At 42.0% G+C, this 17,651-nt stretch carries 17 protein-coding genes; 6 read left to right on the top strand and 11 right to left on the bottom strand.

All coding sequences use genetic code 11. From position 1 onward, the window contains the following. Window positions 1-17: 17 nt before the first annotated feature. From NST01_RS09325 to NST01_RS09315, 3 genes are read right to left on the bottom strand one after another with little or no spacing between them, the layout of a single operon-like run. Window positions 18-620, bottom strand: coding sequence for a DedA family protein (locus tag NST01_RS09325; RefSeq protein WP_007499192.1), 603 nt, complete (start codon window positions 618-620; stop codon window positions 18-20). Between the two features lie 53 nt (window positions 621-673). Continuing rightward, a complete protein-coding gene (gene galU / locus NST01_RS09320; RefSeq protein ID WP_017359504.1) occupies window positions 674-1,555 on the bottom strand; it encodes a UTP--glucose-1-phosphate uridylyltransferase GalU in 882 nt (293 codons plus the stop codon). 4 nt (window positions 1,556-1,559) lie between these two features. Beyond that, entirely contained in the window at window positions 1,560-1,979 is a 420-nt protein-coding gene (locus NST01_RS09315; RefSeq protein ID WP_341041817.1) for a GtrA family protein, read from the bottom strand. A gap of 155 nt (window positions 1,980-2,134) precedes the next feature. On the opposite strand from NST01_RS09315, the gene NST01_RS09310 reads away from it, so the two are divergent. Next, window positions 2,135-2,365, top strand: a complete 231-nt coding sequence (locus NST01_RS09310) for an excisionase family DNA-binding protein (RefSeq protein ID WP_341041815.1) — start codon at window positions 2,135-2,137, stop codon at window positions 2,363-2,365. Between the two features lie 43 nt (window positions 2,366-2,408). Here the strand turns inward: NST01_RS09310 and NST01_RS09305 are convergent, their stop codons facing one another. From NST01_RS09305 to NST01_RS09280, 6 genes are all read right to left on the bottom strand, one after another. Next, complete coding sequence (locus NST01_RS09305) at window positions 2,409-3,509, bottom strand: Ger(x)C family spore germination protein (protein ID WP_341041813.1); 1,101 nt, start codon at window positions 3,507-3,509, stop codon at window positions 2,409-2,411. A 10-nt stretch (window positions 3,510-3,519) separates the two neighbouring features. Next, the gene (locus NST01_RS09300) at window positions 3,520-4,605 is read right to left on the bottom strand and encodes a GerAB/ArcD/ProY family transporter (protein WP_341041811.1); all 1,086 of its coding nucleotides are present in this window, start codon (window positions 4,603-4,605) and stop codon (window positions 3,520-3,522) included. Window positions 4,606-4,617: 12 nt separating this feature from the next. After that, entirely contained in the window at window positions 4,618-6,105 is a 1,488-nt protein-coding gene (locus tag NST01_RS09295) for a spore germination protein (protein WP_144741037.1), read from the bottom strand. Window positions 6,106-6,183: 78 nt separating this feature from the next. Beyond that, the gene (locus tag NST01_RS09290; protein WP_019743947.1) at window positions 6,184-7,530 is read right to left on the bottom strand and encodes a (Fe-S)-binding protein; all 1,347 of its coding nucleotides are present in this window, start codon (window positions 7,528-7,530) and stop codon (window positions 6,184-6,186) included. Beyond that, window positions 7,527-8,936: a glycolate oxidase subunit GlcD gene (gene glcD / locus NST01_RS09285; protein ID WP_019743948.1), complete on the bottom strand. Its 1,410-nt coding sequence runs from the start codon at window positions 8,934-8,936 to the stop codon at window positions 7,527-7,529. Before glcD ends, NST01_RS09290 begins: the two co-directional genes overlap by 4 nt. A 77-nt stretch (window positions 8,937-9,013) precedes the next feature. Continuing rightward, window positions 9,014-10,147, bottom strand: coding sequence for a CdaR family transcriptional regulator (locus tag NST01_RS09280; RefSeq protein WP_046527664.1), 1,134 nt, complete (start codon window positions 10,145-10,147; stop codon window positions 9,014-9,016). Window positions 10,148-10,272: 125 nt separating this feature from the next. Between NST01_RS09280 and NST01_RS09275 the strand changes: the two genes are divergently transcribed. Further along, the gene (locus NST01_RS09275) at window positions 10,273-10,827 is read left to right on the top strand and encodes a hypothetical protein (protein WP_017367394.1); all 555 of its coding nucleotides are present in this window, start codon (window positions 10,273-10,275) and stop codon (window positions 10,825-10,827) included. A gap of 34 nt (window positions 10,828-10,861) precedes the next feature. On the opposite strand, the gene NST01_RS09270 is transcribed toward NST01_RS09275, so the two are convergent. Both NST01_RS09270 and NST01_RS09265 read right to left on the bottom strand, forming a co-directional pair. Then, window positions 10,862-11,251, bottom strand: a complete 390-nt coding sequence (locus NST01_RS09270; protein WP_341041809.1) for a tautomerase family protein — start codon at window positions 11,249-11,251, stop codon at window positions 10,862-10,864. A 122-nt stretch (window positions 11,252-11,373) separates the two neighbouring features. Next, a complete protein-coding gene (locus NST01_RS09265; RefSeq protein WP_017359514.1) occupies window positions 11,374-12,126 on the bottom strand; it encodes a DeoR/GlpR family DNA-binding transcription regulator in 753 nt (250 codons plus the stop codon). A 90-nt stretch (window positions 12,127-12,216) separates the two neighbouring features. On the opposite strand from NST01_RS09265, the gene NST01_RS09260 reads away from it, so the two are divergent. From NST01_RS09260 to NST01_RS09245, 4 genes are all read left to right on the top strand, one after another. Continuing rightward, on the top strand, window positions 12,217-13,104 hold the full coding sequence (locus NST01_RS09260; RefSeq protein WP_017367392.1) for a tyrosine-protein phosphatase: 888 nt from the start codon (window positions 12,217-12,219) through the stop codon (window positions 13,102-13,104). A 24-nt stretch (window positions 13,105-13,128) separates the two neighbouring features. Next, window positions 13,129-14,664, top strand: a complete 1,536-nt coding sequence (locus NST01_RS09255; protein ID WP_341041807.1) for a glycoside hydrolase family 10 protein — start codon at window positions 13,129-13,131, stop codon at window positions 14,662-14,664. 159 nt (window positions 14,665-14,823) lie between these two features. Next, entirely contained in the window at window positions 14,824-15,966 is a 1,143-nt protein-coding gene (locus NST01_RS09250) for an acyl-CoA dehydrogenase family protein (RefSeq protein ID WP_008346640.1), read from the top strand. Between the two features lie 42 nt (window positions 15,967-16,008). Then, on the top strand, window positions 16,009-17,646 hold the full coding sequence (locus NST01_RS09245) for an AMP-binding protein (protein ID WP_341041805.1): 1,638 nt from the start codon (window positions 16,009-16,011) through the stop codon (window positions 17,644-17,646). The last annotated feature ends 5 nt before the right edge of the window (window positions 17,647-17,651 follow it).

The following is a 17,651-nucleotide window of genomic DNA, read 5'->3' as shown; positions in this document are numbered from 1 at the left end:
AGTGAAAGGCGTTTTCGTTAGATTGTCCGTTTTCGATTTGTGCGAATTTTTTTCAAAACGAAATACAGTACGATGAGAACGATGGCAATGACCATAATTGGTGTTGTATACGTGTGAGCGACACTTTGAATGTGGTCCCATTTTGTCCCAAGCTGCATTCCAAGGTAAATAAATAGGATGGACCAAGGGATGGCGGCTAATCCGGTCAAAAGAACAAATTTGAGAAATGGCATCTTTGCAATACCAGCTGGAATTGAGATCGCGTGGCGCACGACTGGGATAAAACGAGCTGTAAATACGACACCAGTTCCATATCGGTCAAACCAGCGTTCTGCCGTGGCAATATGATGCTCATGGATGAATAAATACTTCCCATACTTTGTTAAAAAAGGTCTTCCGCCGTAAAGGCCGATCCAGTAAATAAAGCACTGGGCAAGTGTTCCTCCAATCACCCCAGCGATGACGGCTCCAACAAATCCTATGCTTCCTGTTGACACCATATATCCGCCGTAGGCAAGTACAATTTCACTCGGGATAATTTCAATCATCAGTCCAAGTGCAACACCTGCGTAACCAAGGCTTGTCAGCCAGGTTAAAATTTCATTAAACAAGGTTCCCATTCATTTCACTCTGCCTTTAAATACGAATTTTCTTCAAGCATCCTTATAAGAGCCTATGCTTGTTTTGCTTCTCTCATGAGTATGCTTTGCATATATGCTAGCATGGCTGTCCGCATATCATGACGCATCAATCCAATTTCAGCCGCTGCCTTAAATGAGCCCAGCTTATCACCAACGTCAAATCTCATCCCATCTAATTGTTTTGCATAAATGGGTGATTCATGTGCAATGATTTTCAGCGCATCTGTCAGTTGGATTTCGTTCCCGGCACCTCTCTCAATTCCTTGTAGAATAGGAAAAATCGATGGTGTTAACAGATACCTGCCCATCACGGCTAAATCGGAAGGAGCTTCATGAATAGCTGGCTTTTCCACTAAGTCTGTGACTTCAAACACTTGACCGTCTACTCTAGCTGGTCTTATCATACCATACTTACTGACATCTAGACGATCCACTTGCTGGACGCCAATGACCTCTCTTTGTTTGTCTTCAAAGACTTCCATGAGCTGAGAGAGTGCAGGTCTTTCTGACACCATGACATCATCACCTAAAAGGACCGCAAAAGGATCATTGCCAGTAAAATGACGTGCACATAATACCGCATGTCCAAGACCTAAGGGCTCCTTTTGACGAATATAATGAATATTGGCCATATCCGCAATATGTTTGATTTCAGCTAACTGTTCATTTTTCCCTTTTTCAAGCAACGTGTGTTCTAGCTCAATCGAACGGTCAAAGTGATCTTCAATCGATTTTTTATTTCTTCCTGTGATAATTAGTATATCTTCAATGCCTGATTGAACAGCCTCCTCAACTATGTATTGAATGGCGGGTTTGTCGATAATCGGCAGCATTTCCTTTGGCTGTGCTTTCGTTGCGGGTAAAAAACGTGTGCCTAATCCGGCTGCTGGTATAACGGCTTTTTTGATATTCATTGAATCATCGCTCCATTTCTGATGGTTTATTTTCTGATGGAAACACCCATAGGCGGCTTCCAGTAAAAGTGATCATCATGCCAAGAAGGGTACCAATCGCTTTACTAATGAATAATGAGAAGCCTGCTTGCTGCATGACATATAAGACAACATAGGTGAGGAGACACGCGACGCCGTTGACTGTGGCCCACTTGATCCATTCCCACCTATCCGCTTTCTTTTTTACTTGGAACGTCCATTTTCGATTCCAAACATAACTGTTCAGCATTCCTGCTGTATAGGACAGGCACTGTGCAAGAAAAGAGGGAACAAAGCAAGCAGTGAAAAAAAAGAAGAACAGAAAGTCAATCATCGTATTGCTTGCGCCTATAGTTAAAAATGTGACATAGGTCCGAATATTTTTCTTTGTCATGCGAAGGATCATCACCTCCTAGTGTTTGAGTGGGTGTATGAATACTGTACAAAAGCGAGTTGACGAATCAGTGAAGAAAAGATGAAAAAAACATGAACAAGCGATATCTGTTTTTTCACCAGCTCGTGATATAATTTGTAAGATGAAACGAACGGTGGTGCACATGCATGTATTTAACAATTGGAGAAACAGCTGAATACTTAGAAGTATCAGAAGCATATGTTGAAAAATTAATCCAGCAAAAAAAGATTCGTTACGTATTTGACAGGGAATCGTATCTCATTTATCAAGGGCAGTTTCAAACCCATATGAAACAGCTAGAACAATATAAAGAGCTCATTCAAGACATCTTAAATGAACCAATCCCTGAGGACCCGGACGTAAAAGATGAAGATTAAAAAAGACTGTACGAGAAGGGAGAACCTTTTCATACAGTCTTTTTTATTGGCTGACACCCGTTTGAACAATGTTCATATGACAATTCACTTGAACATCTGCATCTGGGTAGAGTTTTTGCCATTTCTCCGGTGTCATGGCTTTATCTTTAGAGCGATATCTCAAACCAAGTCCAAGTGGATCAATTTTTTGCTTTTTAAAGGATTGAACAAGGTCTCTTCCTTGCTGGGCCACACGCTTCTCCACTTCTTTTTCAACATGCTGCAAGATAGAAGGCGTATCGATTTTTTTTGATTTCATAAATTCTTTTAACTCACCTTTCAGCTTGATATCAATGGTGATATGAGGCTTTTTTGAAAGGTTTTCAGTTGGTTTAATGTGATAAGACACATGTGATTTGATATTTTCAATGACAACATGGGTTTTCTTTGTGTCATTAAATCGAAACTCATAAATCCCATTTTTATGATTTTCAATCATCGCTTTAAACGTAAATGTATCTTCCCCTGGAATATGCCCAACCATTTTTTCTTGATCAAAAAGAGCGACACCTGACACTTTAATAGAGTTGCTTGTATTTTTAATGTAAGGGAGGTAGGCATCCACGCCTTTTGCCATCATCTGATTCATAAAAATATGCTGATTGGTCACAGGTTGATTGCCATTTCGCATGTTTTGGGCCAGCAAATCTGAAAGATATACACCGATATTTAAGTTGGTTTGATTCATCTTTGTATACAACAAATTTTCAACTTCTCCGCCTACTATGGCAAATACTTGACGGGACCCAATGATCGGATCACGATAAATGTAATTCATCAAATCAATCATACCCACTTCTTTCGCCAGCTTTTCACTTATTAAAATCACGAGTACTTGTCCCATGACAACGGGGAAAGGCGATTTTTCCGACACAAGAAACTGAATATTACTAATGGTATTTGACTTAGCACTTACAATTTGGTAACTGCCTTGTTCTTCGCTTTTAAAAACAGGGAAAACAAAGAAGCCCTTCATTTCTCCATCATCCAATAAGTCAAATCCCGCTGCCTGCGAGATACTTAATTCATCTAAGAGACGAGGCTGTGCACAGCTCGTTAAGAAAAGGCTCAATAACATGAGACACACGAGAATATAATGTTTCATGCGCGTTTTTTCACCCACCTTTTTTTAGCAGCAGCCCAATGATCATACATCCAGTCAATCCATATATGAGGATATATCCGCTATATTCCACCCATTTATTAAACGTCTCAAAAGAGGTGGCCTCGATCAAAAATGAAAACATGACGAGAATGAGAAGGCTGAGAACAATTAACGTCATGCGTTGGCTCGTGTGAAACACTTGTTTTGCCATTCTACTGGCTGCCCATAATGGAATGGCGATATTTGGAACGATAAGCAAAAGCCATAGGGACACTTCAATAAATTCAAAGCGCTGGATAAACGGAAGTTTGACAATGCTGGTTAATGTCAATGTTGGCCATTTCGTTAGTTCGAGCTGAGCACTTGAGTAGTACGCTATAGAGACGAGAAATACAAGCAAATTCAGGCATGTAGTCAGCAACACTCCCATATGTGCAAATTTTTGCGACGTTTGTGCTTTTTTAATAAAGGGATAATAGACAAGCAATGTTCCAAAACCAAACATGGATAAAGAGGCATCTTTGACCCCCATCATGAGTTGTGAAAATGAATGATCAAACATGGGGAACATAAAGCGGATGTGACTATATTTCATGACATAAAAGCAGATAAAGGTCATCCAGTACGTTAGGACAATGCTAAAGAATGCCCAGCCAGCGATTGTTCTAAATCCGCCTGTGTGAATGTAATAGACGAGGATGAGCAGCACTGATGCAAATAGAAGACCGGGAATTTCTTTAAACAGCCAAACATGGATTACATCCATATAATGAACAAGCACAATCAAAGATAATGAAGAAAAATACAAAATGTAGAGAATGTTGATGAATTGTCCAAGCCATTTACCAAACACAGATTGCGTAATGTCACTAAATTCGTCAGTAGGTGCTTTTTTAAACAAAAAGTAAATGAGGAAGATCATCAAATTGACGCTTGCACCAGCAATTAAAATGGCGATCCACCCATCATTATTAATCGTCCGGACCAGATTCGTCTGGAAATTTAAAATACCAACACCAACTTGATTGGCATTGATCAGAAAAAACACAAAAAAAGGGGATACTTGAAATTTTTCTTTCACAGAAGAAGAGCTCATGCCTTCACTTCCTTATTCATAAAAATCATTTTTCCCCTTACGGCCTTGCTTTGGCTTTTGGCGGTGTATCGTTTCATTTTGCGGCCGTAAATTTTCTGGACGTTTTTTCAAAAAGCGGAGCTGGGGACGAATCAAACTACCCTTTAAATCGGCCAATCGAAGTGGAAAGATTGGCTCTAAGTAAGGTTGTCCTATAGACGTTAATTTCATTAAATGTGTAAGAAGAAAAGCCCCCATTAGCGAAATCCCTAGCGCTCCCCACACTTGTGCAGCAAAAAGAAATGGGAAACGTAAGAGACGAATGGTCGTCCCCATTTTATATATAGGGGTGACAAAAGAGGCAAGAGCTGATAATGCGACAATAATGAGCAGGATATTACTTGTTAATCCCGCTGCAACCGCAGCCTGTCCGATCACAATACCTCCAACAATCCCGAGCGTCTGTCCGACTTTTGCAGGAAGGCGAGATCCGGCTTCCCTAAGTAGCTCAATCGATATCTCTAAAAATAATGCTTCAATAATAGGCGGAAAGGGCACGAGATAGCGTGATGCTACGATCGTTTCTAATAAGTCCTTAGGAATCAGTTCATAGTGAAACGTTAAAACAGCTACATACAAAGGGGTTGCAAAAATAGAAAATATCACAGCAAAAATGCGTAACAGCCGAAAGGAGGATGCTGCGATCCAAGACATGTTATAGTCTTCCATTGTTGAAAAATACTCGAGTAAAATTGTAGGTGCAAGCAGGGTATGAGGCGAACCGTCAACCATAATGGCTATTTTTCCTTCCGTTAAACCTGAGGAAACCCTGTCTGGTCGTTCTGTATTTAAAAACAATGGAAAGATTGTATTGGACACATCATAAAGCATTTGCGCAAGATAATTAGAATCTAGAATTTGGTCATAGTCAACATCTTGAATCCGCTGAAGAACGGTTTCAATGTTTTGCGGGTTGGCGATATCCTCTATGTATACAACGGCTACTTTCGTTAGAGAAAGGGTACCGACTGTGTGTTCAACTACTTTAAGGTCAGGAGTGGGCAGCCTGCGTCTGAGCAAGTTTAAGTTTGTGTCCAGCCCTTCCACAAAGGCTTCCTGCGCACTGATAATCCCGAATTCAATCTCAGGTTGGCTCACTTGTCTGCCTTTCTTTTCTTCAATCGGCAAAAGGAGCGCTTTGCCCCAGTCTGTCTCAATTCGAACAGCAATACTGCCTCGATGAAGAGCTTCTTCCACTTTTTGAAGGTCCCTCGTAATCACAGCTTGTTCAATTGGGATGTGTTCTTTCAGCTCTTCAAGGGTGGGGGTTAGATGCAATTGCTGAATAAAAGGCAAGATTTGTTCATGAAGGAGATTGCCATTAATTAAAGATCGAAAAAAAGAAATTCTGTAAAGAAAACCTCCGGAACTTGATAATTCATTGATAAAATCAGAAGAGCGCGATAATGCTTCAAATACTGAATTCGGGTCTTTCTGTTTTGATTTGTTTTTCTTCAGCACTTGAACCATCTCCTTCCGCGATTTGCCTCTATTATCCAACCGATCTTCTGAAGATATGCATAAAAAAAGCGTTCAGCTTCATGAACTGGACGCTTTTTTTCCATATTGAACGGCTTCTAATAAAAAGTCAGCCAGATGAATCGCTCTCATGCTAGGCATATGTCCTGCCTTTTTGACGCCTGCTGCCATTTGTAGTTGACAGCCTGGATTCGACGTCACAATGGCAGCTGCAGCTGTGTTGTTCGCTTCCGTCATTTTATGATCTAAAATTTGCATCGACATGTCTGGCTGCAAGATATTGTAGATTCCTGCAGATCCGCAGCAGCGGCCAGCATCTTTCATTTCTTTAAACGTTACCCCTTGAATGGCTTTCATGAGCACCCTCGGCGCCTGTTGTACATTCATCCCATTTCGTAAATGACAGGAGTCTTGATAGGTGATCACTTGCGCTGGCAAAGCCAGTGGCAAGTGGCGGTGAAATTCCAGCTCTACAAGGATGCTTGAAATATCGGTTATTTTCTGTGAGAAGGCTTTACTTCGTTTTTGAAAATCTGGGTCATCCTGAAGCAAATGACCGTAATCACTTAAAAAGGCGCCGCAGCCGCCCGCGTTCATGACAATCGCATCGGCATCTGTTTCCTCGAATGCTTCAATATTCCGCTTGGCTAACTGTTTTGCTTGGTCTTTTTCTCCGCTATGACCATGTAGCGCGCCGCAGCACGTTTGTATAGGAGGAACGATCACATCGCAGCCTGCCAGCTGTAAGAGATGAATGGTCGCTTTGTTTGTGTTTGAGAAAACTGTATCCATTAAACAGCCAGTAAAAAACGCCACCCGTTTTTTTGCCTGACCAATGGCTTTATATTCATTCAAACGTTTTTTCTTTTTCTTTTGAGGCGGCACCTTTGGAAGTGCCTGTTCCATCAACTGTAAATGGGAGGGAAGCACCTTCAGTATGCGCGTCTTTCTGGCGGCTGTTTGCAGACCAGATGTTTGATAAAATCGAAGAAAACTAGCAGCTTGTCGCATACGACTTTGTGACGGAAAGAGACCTTTAAACACAACACGTCTCATCAATTTGACGGGAAACGATTGTTTTTTATGTTGTTGAATAATGTCTCTTGCATCTTCTAGCAGCTGTCCATACTTGACGCCAGAAGGGCAGACTGGTTCACATGCACGGCAGCCAAGACAAAGATTAAGGGAATGTTCAACATCTTCATCTGGCTCAATGACGCCATCTCTTACAGCTTTCATTAACGCAATTCGGCCCCGAGGGGAGTGCGTTTCTTGTTGTCCAGATTCAATATAAGTAGGGCAGGAAGGGAGGCAGAATCCGCAGCGCATGCAATTAAGCAGCTCCTTTTCATCCATTTGCTCCTGAAACTGCTGCTGGATCTCTTTTTGCTTAGAAGAAGAACTCATGAGACCACCACTCGCTTTCTTGAGGCTTTTCCAAACACTTTATCTGGGTTCATGATATGTGCAGGGTCAAGTGCCTGTTTAATCGCCTTCATGGCAGCGATTCCTTCTTTTTTGACCTTCAGCTCCAAATAGGGCGCTTTCATAAGACCCACGCCATGTTCGCCTGTAATCGTGCCGCCAAGTGCAACGGCTTTTTCAAAAATGGCCTGAAAGGCAGCTTCTACCCGTTTCATTTCTTCTTCATTTCTTGCATCTGTCGCACAAGTGGGGTGTAAGTTGCCATCACCTGCATGACCAAACGTACAAATGTTCACCTTATACTTTCGTGCAATGTCTTCAATTGCACGAACCATATTGGCAATTTCAGACCGGGGAACGGTAGCATCTTCTAAAATCGTTGTAGGACTTAATCGAGCGAGGGCAGATAAAGCAGAGCGTCTCGCTGTTAAGAGAGCACTTGCCTCTTCTTCTGAATGTGCAATCTTGACGCTTGTAGCCCCGTGTTGCTCACAGACTTCTGCGATTTTTTGGATATCACGAGAAACAGCTTCAGGGTTGCCGTCCTGTTCAATTAATAACACAGCTTGAACGTCAGTAGGCAGGCCGATGTTTGCAAAATCTTCAACGACTTCAAGGGTCGGCTGATCCATAAATTCTAATGTAGCAGGAATGATACGCTCAGCAATGATGGCCGATACAGAAGTCGCAGCTTCTTCAAGGCTTTCGTATAAACAAAGCATTGTTTGTTTCGTTTCTGGGAGCGGTAGGAGCTTTAGCACCGCTTCTGTGACAATCCCGAGTGTTCCTTCTGAACCAACGAACAATCGAGTCATATCATATCCAGCGACATCTTTTGCAAGCTTTCCGCCTGTTTTGATGATGTCACCGTTTGGCAAAACCACTTCAAGCCCAAGGACATAATCCCTTGTCACTCCATACTTTAATCCCCGCAGTCCCCCTGAATTTTCGTTAATATTGCCGCCTAATGTGGAAATTTTCATAGAGCTTGGGTCTGGCGGGTAGAAAAGACCTTTTTCCTCTACTTGATGAATCAATTCCTGCGTAATTAAACCAGGCTGCACCGTTGCGGTTAAATTTTCTTCGTCTATTTCTAATAATTGATTCATTCTAGTAAAGAGAATTACCAATCCGCCCTGAGTAGGGCATGTTCCTGCGCAAAGATTCGTCCCTGAGCCTCTTGGGACGATCGGCACCTTGTATGAGGCGCACAGTTTCACAATTTGCTGCACTTCTTCAGCCGTGTGAGGCCGCACGATCGCATCTGGCATCTGTTGAAAATTTGGTGTCGCATCATAAGAGTAGGCAAGACGATCCGCCTTGCTGTCTTGGACATTGGGCGCACCGACAATCTCTTTTAATTGATTTGAAAATTCTGAATCTAGCATATACAATCACTCCCGCTCATTTAACAACTCGTTTCTACCAGTATAAAAAAAGAACCGTCACATGACTATAGACGATTCTACAAAATATCAGGCTGTTTTATCGTATTTTTTGTATCATGATCTAAAAGCAGCAAGGCCAAATAAAAAAGCATCGCATCTTGCATACGCTTTGGATCAAGTGTCGTTAAATCCTGGATTCGTTTTAATCGGTAATGAAGTGTATTAATATGGACATGCATGGCTTCCGCTGTATGTTTCAATGAGTAATCCGAAGCGATGAGTACCCGCAATGTTTTCACTAGTTCAGGATAGGGGAAAAGGGACGCAATCGTTCGATCAAGAAACGCATCTTTTGTTTCCTGACTGATTTCCTCCATAAAAAGTTCAAGCGTCAAATCTTCATCAAACACAATGGGTGTTTCAGCATGCGCCAATTTTAAAGCGCGAAAAGCTTGATGAAAGGACTGCTTCATGACATGAGAAGCTGCTGGTTTTCCTGCCCCCATTAAAATCCTCGATGGTGACAGCGCTGTGAGCGCAGCATGAATATGGAACAAGCGCTTGTGCCATGTATCACGACCATCTGGTGTGGCTTGTAGCATGAGCAAAAAACGTGCATGCCCCCAGCGCACAATGATCTCCTGATTGGTGAGTTGCAATTTGTCCTTCATCAGTTTGTATTGATCCTGCTTCATAAACGATTCGTCTTGACAATCAATGAGAATAGCGACACGCTGCTTGTTGACATCAAGGCCAAGCCGCTGCGCTTTCTCGGTCATATCAACCGCTGTCTCTGGCAGATGAAGCCAGTCGAATACAAATGCTTCAAGCTGCCGTTCATCTGTTTCCGTTTCTTGAAAAAATTCATGTTCTTGAATGAGCAGCTCCGTCATTTTACGTAAAATGTCGCCAAAAGGGGAGACATGCCTAGGATCACCTGTCATTCCAATGACCCCAATGACTTCTTGTTTAAAATAAATAGGCAGATTGATACCGGCTTTGACGCCTTTCATCTGCAGCACATCATCCTTTGTGAGAATTCGTTTCTGCCCTTCTAAGGATGTGACATATGCTCCTTCATGAAATTGACCAATGCGTGCTGGATCTGTTGCAGCAATAATGGTACCGTTTGTTTGTGTGATGATGATTTCTTCCGTCAGTACCTTTTTGACCTCATCTACGATTTTTTCTGCCAGTGTCATTGTGAGCAAAACGGTCCCCTCCGAGATGTTTCTTTTTCCACTATCATACCATCATATGCTCAGGCATATCTTTCTTTTCATGTGTTATGCTAAAATAAAAAACGCATATGAAGTAGATGAAAGGAGATACAGTCATGTCACTGCAAAATCGCTTACAAGATTTATTGAAAGAAGGGCAGGCGCTCACCGACTTTGAATATAACAAAGCCGCAAGTCAAAATTGGCCGCTAGAAGGGGCAAAAATGACAGAAGAAGCACGCTTTGCTGATGTTTATATAGAACGTGTAGACAAGGAATCGGAGGAAATGATCCAAACAGAAAATGCTTCCTTTTTAAATACACCTCTTACATACGTAAAAAAACAACAAAAAGAATTCATTTACATCGAGTCGAAGTGGTTTGATGTGGTGAGAGCCGACGGACTTGCCATTGAATGGGATGAAGTATTTCAGACGTATACCGTGTTATTCGGATTGAAGCGTCCTAAAAAAGATACTGGATTACTAAAAGAGATGCTCTCAACATTAAATGGTGCTCAGCTTCAATTTAATGGGCAAGACGGGTTATTTGATATCAACATTCCGCTTCTTGAACTAGAGGACATCAAAGAAGATACACCTTTGATTGGTGTGATCTCAGCAGTGTACCGCTATTTATTCAACTTGCTCATGCAGCTTGAAAATGAATGAATCAAAAAACGGCTCACATTCCTGAGCCGTTTTTTTAGAGCCATCCTCTTATGAATTGAGCCTCACCCATCCCGAAGCTCCAATCGGCGTCTCCATTTTCCACGATGGAGATCATCACATCCGTCTTGGCAACCCCGCATTCTTTTTCTATACGTTCTGCGATTTGTGCATAAAGCTGTTCCTTTTGCTCTTTCGTCCGCTTTTTACTGACAACACTAATGACAACAAGATCCTTTGTTCTCGGATAACCAAGCCCAGTGTCTTCAATCATCATCTCTTCAGGGCGGTGCTGATGAACAATTTGATAGCGATCTCGTTCAGGTACCCCAAAGGCATCAACCATTGCTTCATGGCAGGTGTCCAGCAGTTTTTTTAATTCCTCTTTTGAACGGCCTTCTATCACGTCAAATCGTAACAACGGCATCAGGTCAACCTCCAAATATGTGTTTAATATACAATCATAATGTAACCAACACTTCGCCGTTTCACTCTTTTGCGACATAAGAAAAAAGCCAAAACATTGGCGCTTGGCTTTTTCGCTCTGGATTAAGGCGTGACAAACTTCACATCATGCTCTTTTCCATATTGAAGGTAATCTTCATTTGGTTGTTCATTCGTCACGACGATGTCTATGTCTTTTAAGTCACAAAACGTGGTCAAGGCATAATGGTCAAACTTACTATCATCGACTAATAAAAAGGTTTTGGCGTTTTTTTCAACGAGCGTTTTTTTAATATCTGTCTCAAGCGGGGAGGAATTCGTGACGCCATGATCAATGGATAAACCAGTTGATGCAATAAATGCTTTATTGACATTGTATGCTTTGAGACGCTCAACACTTTGATAACCAACGAAAGAATTTGTTTTTCGCTCTAGCATACCCCCGGTTGAAAAGATGGTGAGGTGTTCATAAGGCATAGCCTGTGTAATGAAATCCACGTTATTTGTCACAACGGTAATCCGTTTCTCCTTCAAATAGGGAAGCATCTCCAGTGTCGTTGTACCAGAATCAACAAAAATCATATCACCATGTTCAACAAAAGCGGCGGCAGCCTGTCCGATCAATTGTTTTTTACTCAGCTGACGAGTCTTTCGCTCCTGATACACCACCAATGTTGAGTGATTCACAGCGACGCCGCCGTACACTTTCTTTAGCACGCCGGATTCTACCAATGCTTGTACATCTCGGCGTATGGTGTTTTTTGAGACGCCAAAATGCGTCACAAGCTCATCAAGAGAGGCAGATTCCCGGTCAAATACATACTCTTTTATTTGCTGAATACGTTTTGTTTTTATCATGCTACAATCTCCAATCAATACGAATATGCTGATTCTATTATAACAATAATTCCACGTAAAAGATGTCACTGATCAACATGGGAGAATCGAATGATCTTTTTCTCTTATCTTTTCTCATTTTTCATAAAAGCGTATGATAGAGAAAAGAGGATAGAAAGGATTTTCACTTCTATGAATCAGCACAACATACAATTTTCAAAGCTTGCAAATTTTAGAGAAGTAGGGGGACTCCAAACAACGGATCAGATGGTCATCAAACAAGGAATGATTTATCGATCTGCCGATTTATCACGTCTCACGAAGCAAGACATATTGACGTTCTCAACACTTGGAATTCAAACGATTTGTGACCTGCGTACAAGCTCAGAACGAAAATCACACCCGCCAAAGATCATGGAGCATGACAAAATTGTTCATATCCCTATGCAGCCTGACAGCATGATGCCTAGCAAATGGACCATGTTTCGTATGCTAATAGCAGAAGGAAAATCTCTATCCTTTACACCGATCATGAAAGAAGTATATCAAAGCATGCTCTATGAGCGAAAAAAAGAGATTCAGCAATTGTTTACATTACTGTCCGATGAAAAAAATTATCCGCTTATGCTTCACTGTACAAGCGGAAAAGACCGTACAGGCTTTTTATCTGCTCTTATTCAATTAGCAGCGGGTGTGCCGGTGCATACCGTTTTAAGTGAATACATGCGTTCCAATGAAGGCGTGAAAATGCTAGTGAAAAGACAAGAACGATTTGTTCGCATGATGAGTTTATATCGGGTGTCAAAAGAACAAATTCAGCCCCTGCTCGGTGTGCAGCAAGATTATCTTGAAGATGTACTGAATGAGATGATGGATACATACGGAAATGCAGAGCGGTATTTAGTAGAAGCCTGCGACGTCCCTAAAGCTCAGCTGCTTAAAGTAAAAAACATCTTGCTTACACCATCTGCTGGCATTCCATCACAAAACGCAGAATAAACTTAATATGAGGTGATGCAAAACATGCTGAAAAAGATCAGTATGACGGTTCTGACACTAGTTTTCATGGGTGTCTTCTTATTGATTCCGTCTAGCAGTCTAGCTCGTTCGATGCCAAAAGGGAAGCTTGAGAGCACAAGAGAGATGCGTGCAGTGTGGGTCGCATCAGTTTATAACTTAGATTGGCCTTCAAAGAAAGGACTGCCCGCAGATGAGCAGAAACAAGAGTTCATTCAACTGTTAGACGATATCAAAGCGATGAATATGAACGCCGTCATCATGCAAATTAAACCAACAGCAGATGCCTTTTATCCATCGAAATTCGGGCCATGGTCTGAATATTTGACTGGTACACAAGGGAAAGACCCTGGATATGACCCGCTTGAATTTATGATAGAAGAAGCACATAAACGCGGTCTTGAATTTCATGCTTGGTTTAACCCTTATCGAATCACTATGAATCATACCGATCTCAACCGGTTATCAGCCGATCATCCTGCAAAAGCACACCCTGAGTGGACCATCGCCTACGGAAATCAGCTTTACTTTAATCCAGGCATTCCTGATGCTCAGGACTTCATTGTTGACGGGATAGAGGAAGTAGTGAAAAACTACAATATTGATGCGGTGCATATGGATGATTATTTTTACCCGAATAAAATCGCTGGTGTGCCATTTCCAGATCAAGAAACGTATGAAACTTACGGGAAGAAGTTCACTCATATAGAAGATTGGCGAAGGGATAATGTGAACGAGCTAGTGAAGCAGATCAATGACACCATTAAGAAAGAAAAACCGTATGTGAAATTTGGCATTAGCCCATTTGGTGTATGGCGCAACATAAAAGATGACCCAACCGGTTCAAACACAACTGCAGGGATGACCAATTATGATGATTTGTATGCTGATACAAGAGAGTGGATACAGCAGCACCATATTGATTATATCACCCCGCAAATTTATTGGAGTATCGGCTTTCAGCCCGCTGCCTATGATGTGCTGACGAAATGGTGGTCAAATGAAGTGAAGGGGCAGCCTGTTCACTTGTACATTGGTCAAGCGACGTATAAAATCAATCAAAACAGTGATCCTGCTTGGTCTGATCCTGAGGAGTATTTTCGCCAGATCGAGCTGAACAGGCAGTCACAGCTCGTACAAGGAAGCATGCATTTTAGTCTGAAAGATATCAATCGGAATCCCTTGAATGTAAAGAAACGATTAATAGAAGAAACCTATAGCAAACCGGCTCTCATACCAGAGGTGCCATGGCTTCATCAAAAAGCGCCAAAAAAACCAATCATTCAATCTGTGAAAAAGACAGAGGATGGTGCAGTTTTACAGATACAAAATGATCCGCACTCTAGTGCATCCTATTATGCAGTCTATCGCTTGTCGAATAAAGGAACATACGAATTTGTGCAAACGGTCAGAAAAGAAACAGGTTCCTTCACACAAACGAAAGACATTTTAGCCAATCAAAAGAAGAGCTATACCTATAAAGTGACGGCACTCAATCGCCTTCATCATGAAAGCAAACCTTCTACAAAAACAGTAAAATAACAAAGACAGCATAAATGAGGGTTTTCCTCCATTTATGCTTTTTTGCTTTCTCTATTTTTCTACTATTTTTATTTTAATTTTCTGAATTCAATCAAGCTTGGCATGAAGCAGCTATTTCAATAATAAATATGATAGAAAAGCGCCAAAGGGGGAAGCAAAATGGATTTTGAATTAACGAAAGAGCAGCAAATGATCCGTCAGATGGTCAAAGAATTTGCAAAAACAGAAATTGCACCGCACGCTCAAACTGTTGATGAACAGGCAGCATTTCCCGTAAAAACATTTCAAAAAATGGGGGAGCTCGGTTTTATGGGTATACCCTTTCCAGAGAAATATGGAGGATCTGGAGGAGATACGATCTCGTATGCACTGGCAGTCGAGGAAATTGGAAAACAGTGTGCGAGTACAGGTTTAAGTTATGCCGCAGCGGTTTCCTTAGGCGCAAGTCCACTTTATTACTTCGGGACGGAGGAGCAAAAGATGGACCATCTTGTTCCATTAGCCTCTGGAACAGCGCTTGGCTCCTTCGGATTAACAGAACCAAACGCCGGATCAGATGCAAAAGGAACAAAAACAAAAGCCATTCAAGACGGACAAGAATATGTCATCAGTGGGGAAAAGTGCTGGATCACAAATGCCAATTATGCCAGAACGATTATTGTCACCGCTGTAACAGATCATGATGAAAACGGACGTCCAATCATCTCTGCCTTTATTGTGGAGAAAGGGCAAAAGGGACTGTCGATTACAAATCCATATGACAAAATGGGGGTTCGCGGTTCAGATACGGCTGAAATCATTTTAGATGAAGTGCGTGTACCAGCGCATCATATATTAGGAGACAAATCGAAAGGATTCAAGCAATTTTTATATACATTAGACGGCGGACGAATTTCCATTGCAGCCTTATCTGTCGGAATTGCGCAAGCGGCACTTGATGCTTCACTTTCCTATGCAAAAGAAAGAAAGCAATTTGGAAAGACGCTCTCATCCTTCCAGGCCATTCAGTTTAAGCTGGCGGATATGGCGATGCAAATAGAGCTTGCAAGACAAATGGTCTGGAAAGCCGCTTGGCTGAAAGATCAAGGCAAACCATTTACAAAAGAAGCGGCCTATGCCAAACTGTTTGCTTCAGAAATGGCCACAAAAGCAAGTCTTGATGCGGTCCAAATTCATGGCGGAACAGGCTATATGAAAGAATGCGGTGTTGAACGGCTTGTAAGAGATGCCAAGCTGATGGAAATCGGAGAAGGAACCTCTGAAATTCAGCGGCTCGTGATCGCAAGACAGCTGTTAGCGTAATACCTTAATGAAAACGCTTACTAAACATAAGGGAGGAAAGCAATGATGTCGATTCACCCGCAAACGATTGGCTCCCTATTAAGAGAAAAAAAAGAACAGCATCCAGCACATGAAGCCATTGTTTACCCAGAACGTTCTTTACGTTATTCGTACGAAGCGTTTTATCAAGAGGTCAAGGCAACAGGTAAAGGTCTCATGGCATTAGGGGTTCAAAAGGGAGATCACATCGCCATTATGGCACCAAATATACCTGAATGGCTCATTCTTCAATTTGCCTGCGCCTCCATTGGTGCTGTTCTTGTCACTGTGAATACCAATTTTCAATCACAGGAACTCGCCTATTTACTCAAGCATTCTGACAGCAAAATGTTGTTTATTGTAGACGGCTTTAAAGAAACGTCCTATGTCAACATGCTTGAAGAGCTGATTCCAGAACTTCAAACCGCTCATCAAGAGGAGATCACTTCCACACAATTTCCTTATTTAAAAAGATGTATCTATATCGGTCAGCATGTACCAAACGGCATGCTCAGCTGGGATCGTCTTCAAGTGGCAGCCAAAAGAACCGAAGAGCTTGAATGGGAGAAGCGAATGAATGAGCTCACGCCTGATGACCTTATTAATATGCAGTACACTTCAGGCACAACCGGCTATCCAAAAGGCGTCATGCTCAGCCACACAAACATCGTCTGTAATGCGAGTCAGATCGCAGATTGTATGAAATTAACAGAGCAGGACCGTATGTGTATCCCAGTGCCGTTCTTTCATTGCTTCGGCTCTGTTCTTGGTGTACTTGCTTGTCTCACAAAAGGGGGAACGATCATTCCACTTGAATCATTCCATCCAGAACGAGTCCTTCAAACAGTAGAAAAAGAAAAATGCACCGTTCTTCACGGTGTACCAACCATGTTCATCGCGGAGCTCGATCATCCAAATTTCCACTCTTATGACCTGTCCACATTACGAACGGGCATTATGGCCGGTTCACTCTGCCCATCCCATGTCATGAAAGCAGTCATTGAAAAAATGGGACTTAAAGAACTCACGATTGCCTATGGTCAGACCGAAAGTTCACCGGTCATTACCCAAACAAGAACCGATGATTCGTTTGAAAGACGAGTTCAAACGGTCGGACGTGCGCTTCCTCAAATTGAAGTCAAAATTACTTTACCAGGAACGTCAGAAGAAGTGCCAAGAGGACAGCAAGGGGAGCTTTGTACAAGAGGCTATCATGTCATGAAGGGCTATTATAAAAACGAAGAAGCAACAAATGAAGTCATTGATGAGGACGGATGGCTTCATACAGGGGATTTAGCTGAGATGGATCATGACGGTTATGTGAAAATCACAGGCCGGCTCAAAGATATGATCATCAGAGGCGGAGAGAATGTATACCCAAAAGAGATTGAGGATGTCTTATACACTCACCCTGCCATTCTTGACGCACAGGTCGTTGGTATTCCCGACGAGACATACGGCGAGGAAGCAGCCGCATTCATTCGGCTGAAACAAGGGAAGTCGGTCTCAATTGAGACATTAACGAGCTATTGTCAGTCGCAAATGGCACGCTACAAAATCCCGAAATACTTTTTCATTACAGATGAGTACCCAATGACCGCCTCAGGCAAAATTCAGAAATTCCGCTTGAAAAAGCAGGCGCTTGATCTAATAAAGGAGTGAAGGCA

The sequence above is a fragment of the Bacillus sp. FSL R7-0166 genome (genome assembly GCF_038008935.1).
Taxonomy (GTDB): domain Bacteria; phylum Bacillota; class Bacilli; order Bacillales; family Bacillaceae; genus Bacillus; species Bacillus altitudinis.
Note: the sequence above shows the minus strand (reverse complement) of the source record. Positions and strands in the feature narration are given on the sequence as shown.

Bases quoted from the DNA above. Each gene is read 5' to 3' on its own strand.
- NST01_RS09255 (WP_341041807.1), top strand. From the start codon at position 13,129: ATGCTGAAAAAGATCAGTATGACGGTTCTGACACTAGTTTTCATGGGT.
- NST01_RS09310 (WP_341041815.1), top strand. From the start codon at position 2,135: ATGTATTTAACAATTGGAGAAACAGCTGAATACTTAGAAGTATCAGAA.
- NST01_RS09300 (WP_341041811.1), bottom strand. From the start codon at position 4,605: ATGAGCTCTTCTTCTGTGAAAGAAAAATTTCAAGTATCCCCTTTTTTT.
- NST01_RS09270 (WP_341041809.1), bottom strand. From the start codon at position 11,251: ATGCCGTTGTTACGATTTGACGTGATAGAAGGCCGTTCAAAAGAGGAA.
- galU (WP_017359504.1), bottom strand. From the start codon at position 1,555: ATGAATATCAAAAAAGCCGTTATACCAGCAGCCGGATTAGGCACACGT.
- NST01_RS09305 (WP_341041813.1), bottom strand. From the start codon at position 3,509: ATGAAACATTATATTCTCGTGTGTCTCATGTTATTGAGCCTTTTCTTA.
- NST01_RS09260 (WP_017367392.1), top strand. From the start codon at position 12,217: ATGATCTTTTTCTCTTATCTTTTCTCATTTTTCATAAAAGCGTATGAT.
- glcD (WP_019743948.1), bottom strand. From the start codon at position 8,936: ATGCTAGATTCAGAATTTTCAAATCAATTAAAAGAGATTGTCGGTGCG.
- NST01_RS09265 (WP_017359514.1), bottom strand. From the start codon at position 12,126: ATGATAAAAACAAAACGTATTCAGCAAATAAAAGAGTATGTATTTGAC.
- NST01_RS09290 (WP_019743947.1), bottom strand. From the start codon at position 7,530: ATGAGTTCTTCTTCTAAGCAAAAAGAGATCCAGCAGCAGTTTCAGGAG.
- NST01_RS09245 (WP_341041805.1), top strand. From the start codon at position 16,009: ATGATGTCGATTCACCCGCAAACGATTGGCTCCCTATTAAGAGAAAAA.
- NST01_RS09325 (WP_007499192.1), bottom strand. From the start codon at position 620: ATGGGAACCTTGTTTAATGAAATTTTAACCTGGCTGACAAGCCTTGGT.
- NST01_RS09250 (WP_008346640.1), top strand. From the start codon at position 14,824: ATGGATTTTGAATTAACGAAAGAGCAGCAAATGATCCGTCAGATGGTC.
- NST01_RS09275 (WP_017367394.1), top strand. From the start codon at position 10,273: ATGTCACTGCAAAATCGCTTACAAGATTTATTGAAAGAAGGGCAGGCG.
- NST01_RS09315 (WP_341041817.1), bottom strand. From the start codon at position 1,979: ATGATCCTTCGCATGACAAAGAAAAATATTCGGACCTATGTCACATTT.